The 17,061-nt window shown below is 61.3% G+C and carries 17 protein-coding genes; 7 read left to right on the top strand and 10 right to left on the bottom strand.

Annotated elements, in window-relative coordinates:
- Positions 1–73: 73 nt before the first annotated feature.
- Complete coding sequence (locus tag AC0GUR_RS02580) at positions 74–328, top strand: GlsB/YeaQ/YmgE family stress response membrane protein (protein ID WP_472875903.1); 255 nt, start codon at positions 74–76, stop codon at positions 326–328.
- A 55-nt stretch (positions 329–383) separates the two neighbouring features.
- On the opposite strand, the gene AC0GUR_RS02575 is transcribed toward AC0GUR_RS02580, so the two are convergent.
- From AC0GUR_RS02575 to AC0GUR_RS02565, 3 genes are all read right to left on the bottom strand, one after another.
- Positions 384–815 carry a YidB family protein gene (locus AC0GUR_RS02575; protein WP_472875902.1) on the bottom strand — a complete coding sequence of 144 codons (432 nt, stop codon included), beginning with the start codon at positions 813–815 and terminating at the stop codon, positions 384–386.
- 160 nt (positions 816–975) lie between these two features.
- Entirely contained in the window at positions 976–1,485 is a 510-nt protein-coding gene (locus tag AC0GUR_RS02570) for a peptidylprolyl isomerase (protein WP_472875901.1), read from the bottom strand.
- Positions 1,486–1,603: 118 nt separating this feature from the next.
- Positions 1,604–3,382, bottom strand: a complete 1,779-nt coding sequence (locus tag AC0GUR_RS02565) for a 3-hydroxybutyrate oligomer hydrolase family protein (protein WP_472875900.1) — start codon at positions 3,380–3,382, stop codon at positions 1,604–1,606.
- Positions 3,383–3,691: 309 nt separating this feature from the next.
- On the opposite strand from AC0GUR_RS02565, the gene typA reads away from it, so the two are divergent.
- The 3 genes from typA (at position 3,692) to AC0GUR_RS02550 (ending at position 7,716) form a co-directional block, all read left to right on the top strand.
- Positions 3,692–5,542 carry a translational GTPase TypA gene (typA, locus tag AC0GUR_RS02560; protein ID WP_472875899.1) on the top strand — a complete coding sequence of 617 codons (1,851 nt, stop codon included), beginning with the start codon at positions 3,692–3,694 and terminating at the stop codon, positions 5,540–5,542.
- A 264-nt stretch (positions 5,543–5,806) separates the two neighbouring features.
- Positions 5,807–6,259 carry a glycine zipper 2TM domain-containing protein gene (locus AC0GUR_RS02555; RefSeq protein ID WP_472875898.1) on the top strand — a complete coding sequence of 151 codons (453 nt, stop codon included), beginning with the start codon at positions 5,807–5,809 and terminating at the stop codon, positions 6,257–6,259.
- A gap of 131 nt (positions 6,260–6,390) precedes the next feature.
- Positions 6,391–7,716: a carbohydrate porin gene (locus AC0GUR_RS02550; protein WP_472875897.1), complete on the top strand. Its 1,326-nt coding sequence runs from the start codon at positions 6,391–6,393 to the stop codon at positions 7,714–7,716.
- Positions 7,717–7,825: 109 nt separating this feature from the next.
- Here AC0GUR_RS02550 and AC0GUR_RS02545 read toward each other — a convergent pair whose 3' ends face one another.
- A complete protein-coding gene (locus tag AC0GUR_RS02545) occupies positions 7,826–8,431 on the bottom strand; it encodes a class I SAM-dependent DNA methyltransferase (RefSeq protein ID WP_472875896.1) in 606 nt (201 codons plus the stop codon).
- A 103-nt stretch (positions 8,432–8,534) separates the two neighbouring features.
- Between AC0GUR_RS02545 and AC0GUR_RS02540 the strand changes: the two genes are divergently transcribed.
- The 3 genes from AC0GUR_RS02540 to AC0GUR_RS02530 all read left to right on the top strand — a co-directional run bounded on the left by AC0GUR_RS02540 (position 8,535) and on the right by AC0GUR_RS02530 (position 12,450).
- Positions 8,535–8,822, top strand: coding sequence for a hypothetical protein (locus tag AC0GUR_RS02540; protein WP_472875895.1), 288 nt, complete (start codon positions 8,535–8,537; stop codon positions 8,820–8,822).
- Between the two features lie 872 nt (positions 8,823–9,694).
- A complete protein-coding gene (locus AC0GUR_RS02535; protein ID WP_472875894.1) occupies positions 9,695–11,236 on the top strand; it encodes a DUF1800 domain-containing protein in 1,542 nt (513 codons plus the stop codon).
- An 11-nt stretch (positions 11,237–11,247) separates the two neighbouring features.
- The gene (locus AC0GUR_RS02530; protein WP_472875893.1) at positions 11,248–12,450 is read left to right on the top strand and encodes a DUF1501 domain-containing protein; all 1,203 of its coding nucleotides are present in this window, start codon (positions 11,248–11,250) and stop codon (positions 12,448–12,450) included.
- A 78-nt stretch (positions 12,451–12,528) separates the two neighbouring features.
- On the opposite strand, the gene AC0GUR_RS02525 is transcribed toward AC0GUR_RS02530, so the two are convergent.
- The 6 genes from AC0GUR_RS02525 to AC0GUR_RS02500 all read right to left on the bottom strand — a co-directional run bounded on the left by AC0GUR_RS02525 (position 12,529) and on the right by AC0GUR_RS02500 (position 17,021).
- Positions 12,529–12,975: a DUF1579 family protein gene (locus AC0GUR_RS02525; protein WP_472875892.1), complete on the bottom strand. Its 447-nt coding sequence runs from the start codon at positions 12,973–12,975 to the stop codon at positions 12,529–12,531.
- A 3-nt stretch (positions 12,976–12,978) separates the two neighbouring features.
- Positions 12,979–13,896, bottom strand: coding sequence for a sensor domain-containing protein (locus AC0GUR_RS02520; RefSeq protein WP_472875891.1), 918 nt, complete (start codon positions 13,894–13,896; stop codon positions 12,979–12,981).
- Positions 13,893–14,258, bottom strand: a complete 366-nt coding sequence (locus tag AC0GUR_RS02515) for a PadR family transcriptional regulator (protein WP_472875890.1) — start codon at positions 14,256–14,258, stop codon at positions 13,893–13,895. Before AC0GUR_RS02515 ends, AC0GUR_RS02520 begins: the two co-directional genes overlap by 4 nt.
- Before the next feature lie 318 nt (positions 14,259–14,576).
- Positions 14,577–14,960, bottom strand: coding sequence for a hypothetical protein (locus AC0GUR_RS02510; RefSeq protein WP_472875889.1), 384 nt, complete (start codon positions 14,958–14,960; stop codon positions 14,577–14,579).
- Positions 14,961–15,147: 187 nt separating this feature from the next.
- Positions 15,148–15,897, bottom strand: a complete 750-nt coding sequence (locus AC0GUR_RS02505; protein ID WP_472875888.1) for a hypothetical protein — start codon at positions 15,895–15,897, stop codon at positions 15,148–15,150.
- A 95-nt stretch (positions 15,898–15,992) separates the two neighbouring features.
- The gene (locus AC0GUR_RS02500) at positions 15,993–17,021 is read right to left on the bottom strand and encodes a DUF1254 domain-containing protein (RefSeq protein ID WP_472875887.1); all 1,029 of its coding nucleotides are present in this window, start codon (positions 17,019–17,021) and stop codon (positions 15,993–15,995) included.
- Positions 17,022–17,061 lie beyond the last annotated feature (40 nt).

Raw genomic sequence — 17,061 nt, 5'->3', positions numbered from 1 at the left:
AACGGGCCCATCGGAGAGGGCTCGGCAGAACCACTCAGGAAACCTTACGAACACTCACCAAGGACATACGAATATGCACTGGCTATGGGTGATCATTGTCGGTCTGGTCGTAGGTATCATTGCCAAGGCGGTAACCCCGGGCAAAGAAGCGATGGGGTGGATCATCACCGCTATTCTCGGTATTGCCGGTTCGTTTATTTCCACCTACGTCGGCGAAAAGTTGGGGTGGTGGCCGGAAACCGGTCTCGTGCATTTCCTGGGATCGATCGTCGGCGCCGTGATTCTGCTGGTGATCTATCACGCGCTGTTTCGGCGTAACGTCACCTAAGGACGCAGGCATCCCCGACGGTGCGTCGCGCACCGTCGGGGCTACTGATCTCTCTTCAGGCGGTTTTATCGCCGCCGAACAGCTTGCCCGCCAGTGAGGCAAGCGAACCCAGATCCAGCCCGCCCTGCCCTTGCGCAGGCACCTGGCCATCGGGCGTCAGGTGATCCACCGCGTGCGGCAGCACCTGCGAAAGCTGACCCAGCAACTGGTTCTGATCGACGCCCAGCTTGCCTGCCGCTTCCTGCACCAGCGAGCCAAGGCCGCCGTTCTGCAACGCCTGGCCCAACTGCTCACCTGAAACCGCCTGATTGGCACCGGTGCCAACCCAGGATTGCGCGGCGTCGCCCAACCCGTGCTGCTGCAGCATGGCCACGAGGCCCTGCACGCCGCCGGCTTTTTCAATCAACTGACCTGCCACCGAAACCAGCGAGGAACCGCCGGCCTGATTGCCCTGAACCGCACCGAGCAAATCATTGAGAAATGACATGACTACATCTCCTAGGGAATGGGATGGCGCACATCGTGTGTCGTGTGGAGCTCATGGATTCTAGGCCGCGGATGTCTCTGCTGCCATGACAACCGCGCACAAAAAAACCGCCGATTCAAAAGAATCGGCGGCCTCTTACACATCCACTTCACGTTTGCGCTTAGCCGCGCTGATCGAGCACCGCGTTCCATTCCTTCACGCGCTCAGCCTGGGCAGCCAGCAACGCATCGACGTCGCCTTCCACGATGACCTTTTCGATCACGTCGCCCTGACGAATGGCATCGACCACGGCCTGATCTTCCGCACCGATCACTTCGCCAAACACGCTGTGCTTGCCGTCCAGCCACGGCGTGGCGCCGTGAGTGATGAAGAACTGGCTGCCATTGGTGCGCGGACCAGCATTGGCCATCGACAGCACGCCCGGCTTGTCGTGGCGCAGCGACGGATTGAACTCGTCCTCGAAACGATAGCCCGGACCACCACGGCCGCTACCTTCCGGACAACCGCCCTGAACCATGAAGTCGGCGATCACGCGATGGAACGACAAGCCATCGTAATAACCGCGGCGAGCCAGATTGACGAAGCTGGCCACGGTTACCGGGGTCTTGTCGTCGTGCAGACGCAGGTGGATCGGACCACGGTTGGTGTTGAAGGTGACGTTGATGGTCATCGGAAATCCTTGTTTTCAAAAGCAGCGCGCGGCCACAGGCGCCCTGCGGGCCGGCAAGCATACTCCAGCTGGCGTCAACGGCAGGCGGTTGCTCTCCCATCACCCATCAAGAACGGGCTCACCCTGGTCCTTGGGTCCACGCAGCCGGCAAGTCCAGCGTTTGCCTGGTCATCGCCCCGGCGCCACGCGGTTGCGGTGCGGGAGTCGGTACCACCGCCGGCCAGGGCGCGCCTTCATAGATATGTGCCCACAGCCGGTCCAACGCGGCATAGCCGTAAGGAAGCAAGGGCACATGCTGGTCGCCGAAGCCCGGCAGCGCCAGAAAGGCATCGAAGTGCTGGGCATGGGGCACCTTCCAATACAGCAGGTGCCCGCCCTTGGCATGGACCCACGCGACATAAGGGTCGGACGTGAAGGCCGGTGGCAGCAAGCCATCGGACGCGCCGTGCACTACCCAAACCGGCAAGCTGCCGCGTGGCAGTTTCACCGTGGTTGCCGCGACACCGTCACGTAGTGGTTGAGTACTGGCATCGGTGTCCTCCCATAGAGCGCGCAAACACAAGGCTCCCGGCAAGGTGGGGTCCGCCGAATGATCCGTGCCGCCGAACAAACCCACGCCATTGCCCGGAGGGATGCCCGAGGCATCCGCCCACCAGCTCGCGCGAGTCACGGCGTCCGCCACACCGGGCCCGCCATGCGCACCTATTCCCGCGTAATGGAATCCGCACGGCATATCGTGCGGGCCGCGGCGCATGTACGCGCTCGCATAAGCCGCAGTGATGGCACGCCACAGATCAAAGGCTGTCGTGGATGCCGCCGTGATTATCGTTTCATCGGTCCAGCCACTGGCGCGCAGATGCTCATACGCCTGCGATGCCTGCGCATTCACGCGTGTGCCACTGACCAGTCCACGCTGATGCAGCTGATGGCAACGTTGCGCCCATGCCGGCGGTACTTCTGCCTTCGCTGTGCGCGCCAGCGGTGAGGCGTCGAAGCGGGTTCCGGCCAACGCACACGGCAGCCAGATGGATGCTTCCGTCGCATAGTCAAACAAGGCCCTGCCCTGATCAGGCACATGCACATTCGGCTCCAGCGCCACGACACCGGAAAGCAAGTAGCCGTCGTCCAGGCCAGCGGCCTGCAATACCGCGCCGCCGCCGTTGGAGATCCCGGTGGCGATGATGCGCGTGTTTTGCGCAGTGAAAGGCGCCTGATCAGGAAATGCGCGATCGAGCATGGCCAGGCCAAAGTGGGCAGCCTGCAGCACGTGACGCCCCCAGTCGGCCTCGGGGTTGTCGCCAGAGTGCGCATGCTTGACGGCGATACCGGTGCGTTCCGCGTCCTCTGCCGGTTCAAACTCCAAGAGAGTCGTGCCGCGCCTGGCACGGGTGCCATTCAGCGCCACGCCGCTGTCGTCCGCCAGGTCGAAATAGCCCGCGCCCGTACCCTTGTCGGTATAAGCCACCGCACAACCACGCGGCAGCCCCCATGCCCCCGCCAGCGCGATGGCGCCGTAGATGCCTCGCGATCCGGACGACGCCGCGACCACCAGGCAACGGCGCGAACGATCAAAGTGGTCAGGCACCTGCAGCAGCACGCGATGCGGCGAATGGGCACCCGGAATCCACGCGAAGGCCTGGTACTCCCGCCCCGGCACCGGGGGCACCGCGCCATAAACCCGGCCATAGCCGCCCAACGGCCCCAGGTCCGCAATAGCCTTCCAGCTCGTCTGGATGGCGCGGCGACGCAATTCAGCCGGGGTCGGATGCTGCGGCTGGGCGAACGGCATCGGGTTGCCCGTCAACCCCGCCAACCCCAGGCCGGCGCTCAATAAATCGTCACCTTCCCGGTGCTCGGTGACCTGTATTTCACCGCGCACAAAGTCAGGGGCTTGCATGCCGGACTCCTTGTTCGTGGGCACAGGCGCAGCCACGCACGACGCCAGCAGCGGTGCAAGCAGCATCCATCGGCTAAGGCCAATTTTCACGCCCCCACCTTGGCAGGCCGCTGAGACAAGCCCGCCGGAACGCGAGAGTGGAACACAGCCAGGGTGTCTCAAAGGTGACGGCCGACCGTTTGCCCACTCTCGGGCCTGAACGAGATTGTTAAGACTTTTCAAGCAAGCTGTCACATAACCCCGTATAATTCGCGGGTTATCCCTTCAGAAACCTCACGCGACGGCCCCCGTGCCGCCCGAGCCGACCCCATGTCCATCGAAAATCTGCGCAATATCGCCATCGTCGCCCACGTCGACCATGGCAAGACCACGCTCGTCGACCAGCTGCTCAAGCAGTCCGGCACCCTCAACGAGCGCACCGTGCTCGCCGAGCGCGTGATGGACAGCAACGACCAGGAAAAGGAGCGTGGCATCACGATCCTGGCCAAGAACACGGCCATCACCTGGACCGACAAGAAGACCGACACCAAGAACCGCATCAACATCGTCGACACCCCAGGCCACGCCGACTTCGGTGGCGAGGTGGAGCGCGTGCTGTCGATGGTGGACACCGTGCTGATCCTGGTCGACGCGATGGACGGCCCGATGCCGCAGACGCGCTTTGTGACCCAGAAGGCGTTCGCCATGGGCTTTAAGCCCATCGTCGTGGTCAACAAGGTCGACCGTCCGGGCGCCCGTCCGGAGTGGGTGGTCGAGCAGGTGTGGGATCTGTTCGAAAAGCTCGGCGCCACCGATGAGCAGATGGAATTCCCGATCGTCTACGCGTCGGCGCTGAACGGTTACGCCTCGCTGGACGAGAACGCCCGCGAAGGCGACATGACCCCGCTGTACGAAGCGATCATGCAGCACGCACCCAAGCCGGACGTCGATCCGGAAGGCGCCTTCCAGATGCGCATCAGCCAGCTGGACCACAACAACTTCGTCGGCGTCATCGGCATCGGCCGCATCCAGCGCGGCACCCTGAAGAAGGGCATGCCGGTCGCCGTCATCGATCGCCATGGCAAGAAGCGCCAGGGCAAGGTCGGCCAGGTGCTCGGCTTCCTTGGCCTCGAGCGCATCGAGCAGGACAGCGCCGAAGCCGGCGACATCGTCGCCATCTCGGGCATCCCCGAGCTGACCATTTCCGACACTGTCACCTCGGTCGACGTGCCGGAAGCGCTGCCGGCGCTGAGCGTCGACGAGCCGATGATCAGCATGACCTTCCAGGTCAACAACTCGCCGTTCGTCGGCAACAAGGATCTGTCGGGCGGCAAGTTCCTCACCAGCCGCCAGCTGCGTGAGCGCCTGGACCGCGAGAAGGTGCACAACGTGGCACTGCGCGTGGAAGACGGTTCCGACGCCGACAAGTTCCTGGTTTCGGGCCGTGGCGAACTGCACCTCTCGGTGCTGATCGAAAACATGCGCCGCGAAGGCTACGAGCTGGCCGTGTCGCGCCCGGAAGTGATCATCAAGGACATCGACGGCCAGAAGATGGAGCCGATCGAGCAGCTGGTGGTCGACATCGAAGAACAGCACCAGGGCGGCGTCATGGAGCGCCTCGGCATCCGCAAGGGTGACCTGAAAAACATGGTGTCGGACGGCAAGGGCCGCGTGCGCCTTGAGTACCTGATCCCGGCCCGTGGCCTGATCGGCTTCCAGAACCAGTTCAAGACCCTTACCCAGGGTTCGGGCCTGCTGTTCCACGTGTTCGACCACTACGGTCCGTACACGCCGGTGGCCATCGCCAAGCGCCTCAACGGCGTGATGATCGCCAACGCCGGCGGCACCACCCCGGCCTACTCGCTTGGCCCGCTGCAGGATCGCGGCAAGCTGTTCGCTGCCGAAGGTGACTCGGTGTACGAAGGCCAGCTGATCGGCATCCACGCGAAGGACAACGACCTGACCGTCAACGCCATCAAGCCCAAGCCGCTGACCAACATGCGCGCCTCGGGCAAGGACGACGCGATCCAGCTGACCCCGGCGACCAAGTTCTCGCTGGAGCAGGCGCTGGACTTCATCGACGACGACGAGCTGGTCGAAGTCACCCCGAAGGAAATCCGCATGCGCAAGAAGCACCTGACGGAAAACGATCGCAAGAAAGCCTCGCGCGGCGTGGGCTGATCGTTAGGGTCTCCCCAAAAAAGCCAGGCCGTATCGGCCTGGCTTTTTTTTGTGCCTGGCATTCTGCCTGGAGAGCCTGTCCGTAAGGCCATCACTCGCATGCCGACACACAGGAAAGCTGCAAACAAGGCCCCCTGTCGGCGACTTCACGTTCCTTGGGTGATCTCTACGATATTGAGTGACAGCTCCACGACGATCGAGCGGTTCTTCACCACCCTCGCCCGACGTGGGCCGCAGTTACCCCACCAATGAACAGGAGCGATCATGACCGGACACCGCTTTCAGGGCCTATTCGCCACTTTTGCCGTTACCGCCATACTCAGCGCTTGCGCCACATCGCCCAGCGGAACCACGGCTGGAAGCACTGAAATCCGCGCTGGCGTCATCGAGCAAATCACCGATGTGCAGATCCAGAGCAATCATCACACCGGCGTAGGTGCCGTCGTCGGTGGCGCCGTCGGCCTGGGCGTGGGCAGCCTGATCGGCGCAGGTACGGGCCGCGATGTCGCCATGGTGCTGAGCACCGTCGGCGGCGCCGTGGCCGGCAACGAAGTGCAGAAGCACTACGACAAGCCGGTGCCGGGCCAGCAGATTATCGTTCGTCTGAAGAACGGCGTGCTGGTCTCTGTCACCCAACCCTCCTCCGCACTCCACAACGGCGAAAAGGTTTACCTCGAAGGTAGCGGCGAGAACGCCCGCGTCATCGCCAAAGAGTGAGTTTGCCGCCCATTGGCGGAATGGTCATAACAGGCCACCGCAAGGTGGCCTTTTTACATTGGAGCAGCGCTCGCGTGCCCGCCGTTCCCCGGCTGTGCACACAACCTGACTCCCTGCTGGCCTAGCCTTTCATGCGATATCGCTTCGCTACCGCTGTGACTTGCCTGTTGTCTGCTTCCTGCGTTCTGCATGCCGAAGAGGCCAATCTGTTTGTGCCGCAATGGTTGGGCGCACAGTACACCTTTGTCGATCAGCACCAGGATTCGCTACATTCACCCTATGCGGGTGACAACAGCTTGCACCCCAACGGCGATACCGCACGTTCGCATACCTTTGGCCTCTACTTCGGCGTGGCGTTACCCGCGCACCTGCAGCTCTATACCGATGTGGAGATGTTCAAGGGCGAAGGCGTGTCCGGGGCCACTGGCCTGGGCGGCCTCACCAATGGCGACGTGATCCGCTCCGGCACGGTATCGCTGGGCAAGACGCCGTATCTCGCGCGAGCCTACCTGCGCTGGACCTTACCGCTCGGCGGCGATCCCGCACCGGTAGAACGCGCCCAGGATCAACTGCCCAGCGAAGAAGCCGCGCGCCGCTTCGAAGTGAAGCTCGGCAAGATGGCCGTGAACGATGACTTCGACAAGAACCGCTACGCCGGCAGCACGCGCACGCAGTTCATGAACTGGTCGCTGTTCAATAACACCGCCTGGGATTTCGCCGCCGATACGCGTGGCTACACCGAAGGCCTGATGATGGCGTGGATCGACGCGGGCTGGAGCCTGCGCTACGGCATCTATCGCATGCCCTATGAAGCGAACGGCCAGCGACTGGTCAGCTCCTTCAGCGACTCGCAAGGCCAGCAAATCGAGCTGACCGTGCAGCCCTCGCCAGACGCTTGGGCGCTGCGCTTTCTGGCGTTCCGCAACAAGGCGCGCATGGGAATCTATCGCGATGCCGCCGCCATCGCACTTGCCACGGGCCAGCCTCCAGACATCCGCGCAGATGACCAGCCGGGCCGGCATAAATATGGCTTCGGCATCAATGGCGAACTTCCTCTTGCCGACAACGGCGAGACGGGATTGTTTATGCGCGCGGGCTGGAATGACGGCCGCACGGAGTCTTTCGTATTTACCGAAGTCGATCGCACGCTGAGCGCCGGCTTTCAACTGTCGGGTGTGCATTGGGGCCGCCCCACCGATCATTTCGCCATGGCGGTGAACATCAACGGCCTGTCACGCGACCATCGCGATTATCTGGCGCTGGGTGGCAATGGTTTCGTGCTCGGCGATGGCGCTCTCAATTACGGACGCGAGCAAATTCTCGAGGCGTACTACAGCTTCACGCCCATCACGCACCTCACGCTGAGTCCGGATCTTCAGTTGATCCACAACCCGGGCTACAACCGCGACCGCGGCCCCGCGCGCTTCGTTGGCCTGCGCGCGCACCTGGAATTCTGACAGCCACTGCCTTTCTCTATCTGTAGGAGCGCACTTGTGCGCGACCGCCGAGCGATATCGTTACACGAAGCGTTGCGGTCGCGCACAAGTGCGCTCCTACAAAAAAGCATCACGCGCTTTGCGCCCGCTCCAACGCTGCCACCCGTCGCTCCAATCTTGGGCCAAGGTAGCAATGGGAGCCGCACGGCATCAGCCCAGCATCGTTGAACGCCTTCAGATACCAGGACGGCGCACGCGAATGGAATCCATCCATATCGCCATCCACACCATCCTTGCTGGTGAATACCTCGAGAAATGCGACGCCCTCGAGCATGTCGCCGATGCCAACCAGACCGGCGCGAATCTCTGCGGGCTTGAGGTAATGCAGCACATCGGTGCAAACGATCACATCGAAGCGATGATCGAACCGCAGATGCTCCAGCTGCCCGAATCGTGCCAAACCGATATTCCGGCTGCGACCGTAACGGGCCACGGCATATTCACTGGCCTCCAGTCCCTGATAGTGAATACCGGGCCGCAGTGAGCGCAACGGCGCCCGCCAGACCGCTTCACCGCACCCCACGTCCAGCACGCTGCGCACCGGGCGCCCCAGGTAGTACTCGGCCTGCGCCACCACCATGGCCACCTTGCGCTTCAGCTCCGCCGGAGAGGCGACGGAGTGATCCGGGTGGCGGTACCACTTGTCGAAATAGGCGCGGTCGTAAATCTTGGGCACGGGGCTCTCCTGCAAAGCACTATGGTATCCCACAGGTTGCTATCACCTGCTTTGAACGTGCTTTGTTCCAGCATAGGGGCGCTGGAACCTGGGAGCCGCTCTCATGCCCACGATCCGCATTCGCATGACAGGAAGCCGTGACAGCGCAGACACGATGGTGACCATCCTGCATGGCATCGATGGCATCGAACACGTTGAAGAGCTCGATGACGAGACGAGCTACCTGCGCGACGATTCCAGCTCTACCGATCTGGTGGATGACAATGGGGGCGAGCTGTTCCTGATCGAAGTGCAGGCGAAGGATGCTTTGCATGCGGCGGCGGTGCGGGCGGTGACGGAGGTGGAGGCGTCGTTGTTGGGGGCGGTGGTGGAGTTTGTGGATGAGTTTTAGCTTGTTGTCCCCCCTCCCTTGCGGGAAGAGGGCTGGGGGTGAAGAGTGTGTGTCGGCGAGAACGCGCACCCCTCTCACCGTCGTATACCCCTCTCACCGTCGCATGCCCCCTCATCGTCATCCCCGCGAAAGCGGGGATCCAGTGACTTTGCTCTCGGCTCTGAATGTGGCGATAAGGCCAGCGTGCCGCCTACGACGCGAAGCTAGTCCCTGTGGGACGCGGCGGGCGTTTCGACCACCGCGAAGGTGGCAATGTCGCCTGCCGGCGCTCGAGTCACTTTTCTTTTGCTGGCCCACGCACGCGCAGGAGCGCGTGCGAACGGCAAAGCCGGCCCGAAGGGCGGAGGGCAGGATGCCCGGGGTCAAAGAAAAGTAACCCAAAGAAAATGGCCTCAAGAGCGGGGTCGTCGTAGCGTCGTGATTAATACAAGCCTTGACGCGAACGAATCTCGGATCGTCACGATCGCCCGACAAACGGCACGGCTACACCGCAACGCGCCATCGCGCAGAGGGCTTAAAGCATCGCGGTGGCGCTCTTGGCTCTTGGCTCTTGGCTCTTGGCTCTTGGCTCTTGGCTCTTGGCTCTTGGCTCTTGGCTCTCCGCTCTTGCTCCCTCTCCCCTCGTGGGAGAGGGTTGGGGAGAGGGCGCCAATCTTGCGACTAGGTTGGTCCAAGGCAACTCGCCCCCCTACTCCTTTTAGAAGACACTCCTGCCTTCCGAAGGCCCAGCGTAAGGAAGCGCCCGCCGCATGAATCCGCCCCGAACAAATTTTCTCCACCCGCCCCAAACCCGGTAATCCGGGCGCCAAGTGCCGCGTTGACACTGCCGAGCCAACGCCGTCGTTCAACCTTGCCGCCTGGAACCCTGACGCATGCGCGACACCCGGAAACTTCAAATCCGCCCCTGGCTGACCGCTTTCGCCGTACTGCTCACACTAAGCTCCGGCAGCACCATGGCGCGCGATGCTCGCGTGCTGTCACAGGAAGACGTGGACTGGCTGCGTCGGGACAGCTTTGAACTCGACACATCTACCGTCGCTACCTACCGCGACCTTGGCCGTTCGCGCCTGCTCGACCGGCAGTTGGATGGACGCATCAGCGATGAGCTGCCGGCACCGATCAACGCGCTGATCAATTCCTATGAGGCTGGCAGCGTTTCCACCGAGCAACTGCTGACCAACCTGCGTGATCAGCAGGCGAACATCAAAGCCATGCCGGATGGCGACGCCAAGGAAGCCGCCAAGAAGGCGCAGCAACAGCATGCCAACGATCTGCTGCAGCAGGCACAGGAAATCGAAATGCTGCACGCCATCTATGGGCCTAACCAGCTCAAGGAACAGATGGTGTGGTTCTGGCTCAATCATTTCAGCGTGTACGGAGCTAAGGGCCGCGTGCGCTGGGTGGCCGCCGATTATGTGCAGAACACCATTCGCCCTCATGCGCTGGGCAAGTTCCGCGATCTGGTGATGGCGACGCTGGAAAGTCCAGCGATGATGGAGTTTCTCGACAACGCACAAAACGCCAAGGGCCACGTCAACGAGAACTATGCGCGCGAGCTGATGGAGCTGCACACACTGGGTGTCGGCTCCGGTTACACGCAGCAGGACGTGCAGCAACTTGCACTCATTCTCACCGGTGCTGGCGTGGCACCGCTGCGCGAACCCGGCCCCATGCGCCCACGCGTAGCCGAAATGGTAGTGCGCAATGGCATGTTCGAGTTCAACCCCAAGCGCCATGATTTCAGTGACAAGGTGTTGCTCGGCCACAAGATCAAAGGCAGCGGCTTCGACGAGATCGCTCAAGCCGTTGACCTGATCACCAGGCAGCCTGCTTGCGCCCAATTCGTCTCGAAGAAGCTCGCCGAGTTCTTCGTGTCCGACAACCCGCCTCCGGAGCTGGTGGCCAGGATGGCGCACACCTTCGAACGTACCGACGGCGACATCGCCGAAGTGCTACGCACCATGTTCGACTCGAAAGAGCTGGCCGCCAGCTACGGTAAGAAGTTCAAAGACCCTATGCAGTTCGTGGTTTCATCGGTGCGCATGGCCTATGACGGCAAGCCCATTGCCAACGCCAAGCCGCTGCTCAACTGGCTCAACCAGCTGGGTGAACCGGTGTTCGGTCGCCTCACACCGGACGGTTGGCCGCTGGACAGCACGGGATGGTCGAGCTCCGGTCAGATGGCCAAACGCTTTGAGATCGCTGGCGCCATCGGCACCGGCAACAACCGCCTGCTGACACCGGAAGGGCAGCCGAAAACTGGCGGTGACTTTCCGATGCTCACCACCCGGCTCTATTACGACACTTACGACACCAAGCTAAGCACGCCGACGCGGGACGCATTGACCAAAGCTACCTCGCAGCAGGAATGGAACACCTTCCTGCTCTCCTCACCCGACTTCAATTACCGCTGAGGCAGACTGCCATGAACCGCCGCGAATTCCTGCTTGCCGCTGCTACCGCCGTTGTCGCCGCACCTGCCCTCTCCTTTTCCGGAAAATTGTTTGCTGCACCCGCCAACGCCCCGCGCTTTCTGTTGGTATTCCTGCGCGGCGGCTACGACTGCAACAACCTGCTGGTGCCGCACAGCAGTGATTTCTATTACGAGTCACGCCCCACGCTTTCCATCGCCCGACCCGATCCGTACAACACCAACAGCGCCCTTGGCCTCGACAGCGAATGGGGCCTTAATCCGGTGTTGCGCGATTCCATTTATCCGTTGTGGCAGAAACGTCAGGTGGCGTTTGTGCCGTTCGCCGGTACTGACGATTTGTCGCGCAGCCACTTCGAAACGCAGGACAACGTCGAATCGGGCCAGCCAAGCAATGCGCGCAGCGATTTCCGCTCCGGTTTCATGGCGCGTCTTTCAGGGCAGATGACCGGTGTGCCATCCATCGCCTTTACCGATGCGTTGCCGCTCAGCTTCCAGGGCGGCCAGCACGACATCCCTAACATCTCCCTGCGCGGCAACCCCAAGCCCACGTTCGACGAACGACAGTCCGGCATCTTGGCTGGCATGTATCGGGACACGACGCTGGCCTCTGCGGCAGCCGACGGTCTGGAGCTGCGGCAGTCCGTTTCCAAAGAGCTGCAAGACGAGATGATGAAGGCCAACCGCGGCGCACCCAACGCCAAGAACTTTGCCGAAGAAACGCAGCGCATCGCCACGATGATGCGCGACCAGTACCGGCTAGGCTTCGTGGATGTGGGTGGCTGGGACACGCACGTTAACCAGGGCAGCACCAGCGGCCAGCTCGCCAACAACCTCACCAATCTCGGCAAGGGTCTGGCCGCCTATGCGGATGCACTGGGCGACGAGTGGAATAACACCGTGGTCGTGGTGGTTTCCGAGTTCGGCCGTACTTTCCGCGAGAACGGCAACAAGGGCACGGACCACGGGCACGGCACGGTGTACTGGGTGCTCGGCGGAAAGGTGAATGGTGGCCGCGTGGCCGGCCAGCAGATGGCCGTGAACGCGCAGAGCCTATTCCAGAATCGCGACTACCCCGTGCTCAACAATTACCGGGACGTGCTGGGTGGGTTGCTGGGGCGCATGTGGGGCCTCTCGGGCAGCCAATTGCAGGCTGTGTTTCCGGGCGCCAAGCCGAAGGATCTGCAACTGGTGTAACTAACGGTCGCGCGCAAGCGCGCTCCTACAACAACGCATCTTTGTAGGAGCGCGCTTGCGCGCGACGCTTTCCAAGAGTCAATCCAAACGGCGATACATACCGCTCAAAACGGGCTCCCAACTCACACCACCGTCAAACGAACTCTCCAGCTTCAACGTAAACACGTCATCGCCTTCAAACGTATAGACATGTCGCGTCTGTCCACGCGGCGAGCTGCGTACGAAAGTCAGACGCTCACCGTCCCACACCCCGGGTGCCGGCGTGCCGGGCACAAAGCCAACACTGTCGAACCAGTGCAGGCTGTACTGGTTGTGTTCCGGCTCAGCCACAAACACGGCATGCGCCTGCAGCGACACCTCGCCATCGCGCTCTTCACGGTAATCCTGCACCAGGACACGGCCACCCAGGGCCAGCTTGGCCTGGATGCGTCCCACCGCCGGGCCACCCTGCCCCCATCGCGTCGTGGCAATCAATTCGTTACCCAACCAATCCCCGGCCAATCGGCAGAGCGCGTGCGTCTGCACGACTCAGTTCCCGCGCTCTGTCTGGCGCACGAGCAGGTTCTTGGCGATGGCGCCATGCAGCGTACCCATACCGCGTACGACGTGAAGCGTGGCGAACAGCAGCAGAATACCGAGCAAGCAAAGCAGCACAGCTGCCCACCAGTAACCTTCGCTGCAGAGCCAGTACGGGGAGCCACAATCCAGGCCAAGCACGCCTGTCACGCTCAGTGTTTTCAACACGGGCGCTGCGACAAAGGCAAGCGACACGCTCATCAGCGTTACTGTAACCACGAAATAGCAAATGCCCAGCGGCAGCATCAGCACCATGTAGAGCAAGGTCGTCCACGTGTGCCCATCGGTGAACATGGCACCGATGCGCTGCAGGAACGAAGTACCTGCCGGCGACGGATAAGGCGGACGCCGCGGCATGCGTACCCCCAACATCGTTTCCACGATGCGCCCTTCCAACAACGAAAGCGCGCGCACCGTGCCGAGAAACAACACCACCAGCGGAATGCCGATGATCGTCAACGAAAAGCTCAGTGATACAACCGTGCCCGTTACCGCCCACACGAAATAGAAAATACCGGTAGCCAGCGCCAGCAGCATGTAGAACATGGCGCCCCATGCGCGCGAATCGGCAGCGACGCCGAAGAAGCGTCCCAACACCGAACGGCGCTTGGGCATCGGCGGCGGGCGCAACGCACGCTGGATCTTGATTTCCTGATCGCGGTAAATATCGGCGACTTCTTCAGGCGCGCCGTACGTGCCCACCACGTGCGCCAACATCTCCGCTTCGCTGCGCTGCGGGTTCTCCGCCAATTCCGCGCGCAGATGCTCCTCGGCGTCATACAGCGCGTCCTGGATCAACGCAGGATCGGCACCGCGCAACGCGGCCCTCAATTGCTTCAGGTACTCGGCGATCGTACGTGGCGCATTCATGTCACCCCTCCTTGCAATACGGCATCGACGGAGTCACGCGTGGCATTCCAGGCATCCACCCAGTCCCGCAACACGTCTCGCCCTTGTTTCGTTATGCGGTAGTAGCGGCGAGGCGGCCCACTGACCGAAGGCTCCACCTCACTCACCAGCAGCCCCGCCCCCTCGAGATTGCGCAGCACGGGATACAGCGCGCTCTGCTTTCCAGCGAGCACGCCCTCGCCCACCTCTTCCAGACGCTTGGCGATCTGATAGCCGTACATCGCCTGCCGCGACTGGCCCAGCACCGCCAGCAGCACCAGCGACACGGTGCCCGCGGAGAGCTCCTTCTGGAATTTCTTCAGATGGCCGACGTTGTCTTCCATAGCCCACCCGCACTGCTACATAGCCTCGACTACACCATAGTGCGAAGTTAACAGTAGTGACCTGGGCCTGAAGTCATACCCCTGCCACAAGGCATGGTGGGCATGACACCAATGTATGTACCAGTTGTACAAACATTGGTGTCAAAGGGGAGGTACAAACATTGGTGTCAGCGGGCGCAGCCGACTGGGGCCCGGCTACATGTGCACTGAAGGGCAAGCTTCGGATTCTTTTGGGGAAAGGACTGCCTTGATACCGAACCAAGCGACGCGACGGCCCGCGTAAGGTCCGCTCTGGGTTGCGGACATTCACGAACGCTATCACTGCCAGTAGCTTTTGCCTCGCATCAGGGTCTCCTTGGTTCCCGCCGGCGAACTGATGACCAGCGAGGCCCCTTTCAGCTCGCCATCAAACCGCATACCGCCAAACGCCCCACCGGGCGGTAGCGTGAACGAGATTCGCGATCCTTCGACAACAACTGGGACCACTGCCGTATATGGCGCGCCACCCTCGGCGATTTGCACGAAGGCTGTGTAACCAGACGCACTGGGGACCACCAGCAGCTCCATGCCCAGCAGATCACCACCTTCTCGGTTGTAGCGAAGATCGCTATAGACCCCGGTCATCCTCGCCTTGGACGGCTGTGCGAAAGCGGGACCGGTGGCCAGCAACAAGGCCAGGACAGCCCAGAACCAGTAGCGCATTGAAGCCCCTTAAGCGAGTAGCGGAATACCTATAATGGGTCGGAATCGGACCTCAGCGCTATTCATACCGGCGAACGATCAGTCGGAACACCATTTCGTTTCTCGCTGAATGTCGGGCTTGGCGCCCATTCCTTTTCGCACCTTGGAAAGGCCTCGATGGCCGATCTTGCTCTCCATACCCATTCATTCAGAAACGGAAATTCACGCCGAAGTAAGGGCCCCCGGTGCGGATGTTGTAGTGGAAAGCAGCTTCGCCGTAATCCTGCGAAAGCACGCGATACCCAAACATCAGGTCGGATGATTTCGACATGTTGTACTTCGCACCGAGAAGCGCTTGCCAGGAGAGCTTTGTTCCGCCCGCACCTACGTCGGCATAGCCCGTTAGCGTCCATGCAGGGTCCAGACGATAAAGCGCCCGAACCCCGGCGAATCCGTCAGTCCAGCTGTAGCGGGAATTGAAGCGAGCACCGTTGGGCAGCAACGCACTCTGAGATAAATCAAGCCGGCTCAACAGATTCGTGTATCGCACTCCGAGTACCGCGTCGACCACGAAGGTGGAGTCATCCTTGATACGGTAGCCGCTGGCCAACTGAAGAATGGCGGTTTCGCCACCCGAATGTGCGGTTCCCAGACGGCCACCCAGCAATGGATCGGATGTCTTCCCCACATTCACATAAAAGGCATCTGCAAGGATGGACCACTTGCCCGTATGGGCTTCAAAAGTGCCCATGATGCCGAACTTCAGGTCCTTCAGGATATCCGAGAAGTGAGCATCCACATTGACGCTGCGGAAATTTCTGACCTGCACGCTACCTGTCTGGCTTGCGCCCCACAAATAGGGTGTAAATTGAAAGTCCCACCCATTCGCGTTTGCCGGTGACGAGTCGTACGCAAGAGTGACTGACGGCAAAAATGCGAAGATCAGGACAGACGCCAAGGCGACCGCTCGAAGGAATGCTCTCTGAGCCATAGGTTCCCCAGGATTAGCACGTATTCATGCCGCCTTTCGCCGTTGGCGAACGCGTTAACCACCTATTCGTGCGCCTCAGGGAACTTCCACGATCCGTCAATAATCTCCGCACGGGGGCGGTAGAGACGAACCATATAGTTCCAGCCGGGTACGATGGGTAGACAGTTAGGTATCTTGCCGTCGCAACCGCCGAACTGGATGGCAACGGAGCCATCAGCGCTTTTTTTCGCCGTGATGTTATTGAGCGCATAGGCGTTCAGCGCGTTCTTCTCAAAGTAGCCCTTGGCGTTGTAGACGCTGATCGACCAAAATGCATCGACCGGCACGTCTTTTGCCACGAGGTGGTAAATGGTCTTGCCGTCGTTTTTGGCAGGTGTCACGTTCAGGTAGATGGCGTCCTTATCAGGATTGCCGCCCCATGCTGCCGCTGTTCCGATGAGATGCTGTATCGGGTCAACTTCGCCCTTCTGGCCAAAGGCGTTTTTGAAACTGGGAATGGTGGAGCCGAGTACCAGCAGCGCATCACGTACCTTCTTCTGGCTCGCCGGATCCCAGTGCGGAACTTCGAAGCTGCCCCGATTGGCTTGCTGAACCTTGATGGCGTCTTGCAAGGCATGCGCGGCATCCAAGTCCCTCAGGTCGCTAGGGTCTGCCAGGGTCCGCACGGCAGCCACGATGTAGCGCGTACCTGCCTTCGATTTGTCCAGCGTGTAGCTCCCAGCGCCATAAAACACCCCTGGTACGTAGTGGTCCTCATTGATGATCTGCATTGACATGAAACGCTTGCCTGCATCGGGCAGCGTGATCGTGACAGGGCCGGCATCCAGATCAAATACAGCCGAGGAATAGAGCGTGTCACGATTGAGGCGAACGACGTCCTGTTTGTCGATGGCGGCGGGTTGCCGCTCATGATTGAACACACCGATGCCGCCGGCGCGCTTATTCACGACGAAAAGGTACGTGTCCGATTCGGCGCGCGGAAAATTGTCGACTGTTACGGGAACCGTCCCTCCCTGCGGTACGGCCGCGTGGACACTCGCGAAACTCAGAAGCGAAGCGACAAGCGCGTAACCAATGGCGTGATGGCGCATGATGGTATCCTGGGTTTGAGCAGCGGGCCAATTTGAATGG

The organism is Dyella sp. PARNA 12/25 (assembly GCF_055702865.1).
Note: the sequence above shows the minus strand (reverse complement) of the source record. Positions and strands in the feature narration are given on the sequence as shown.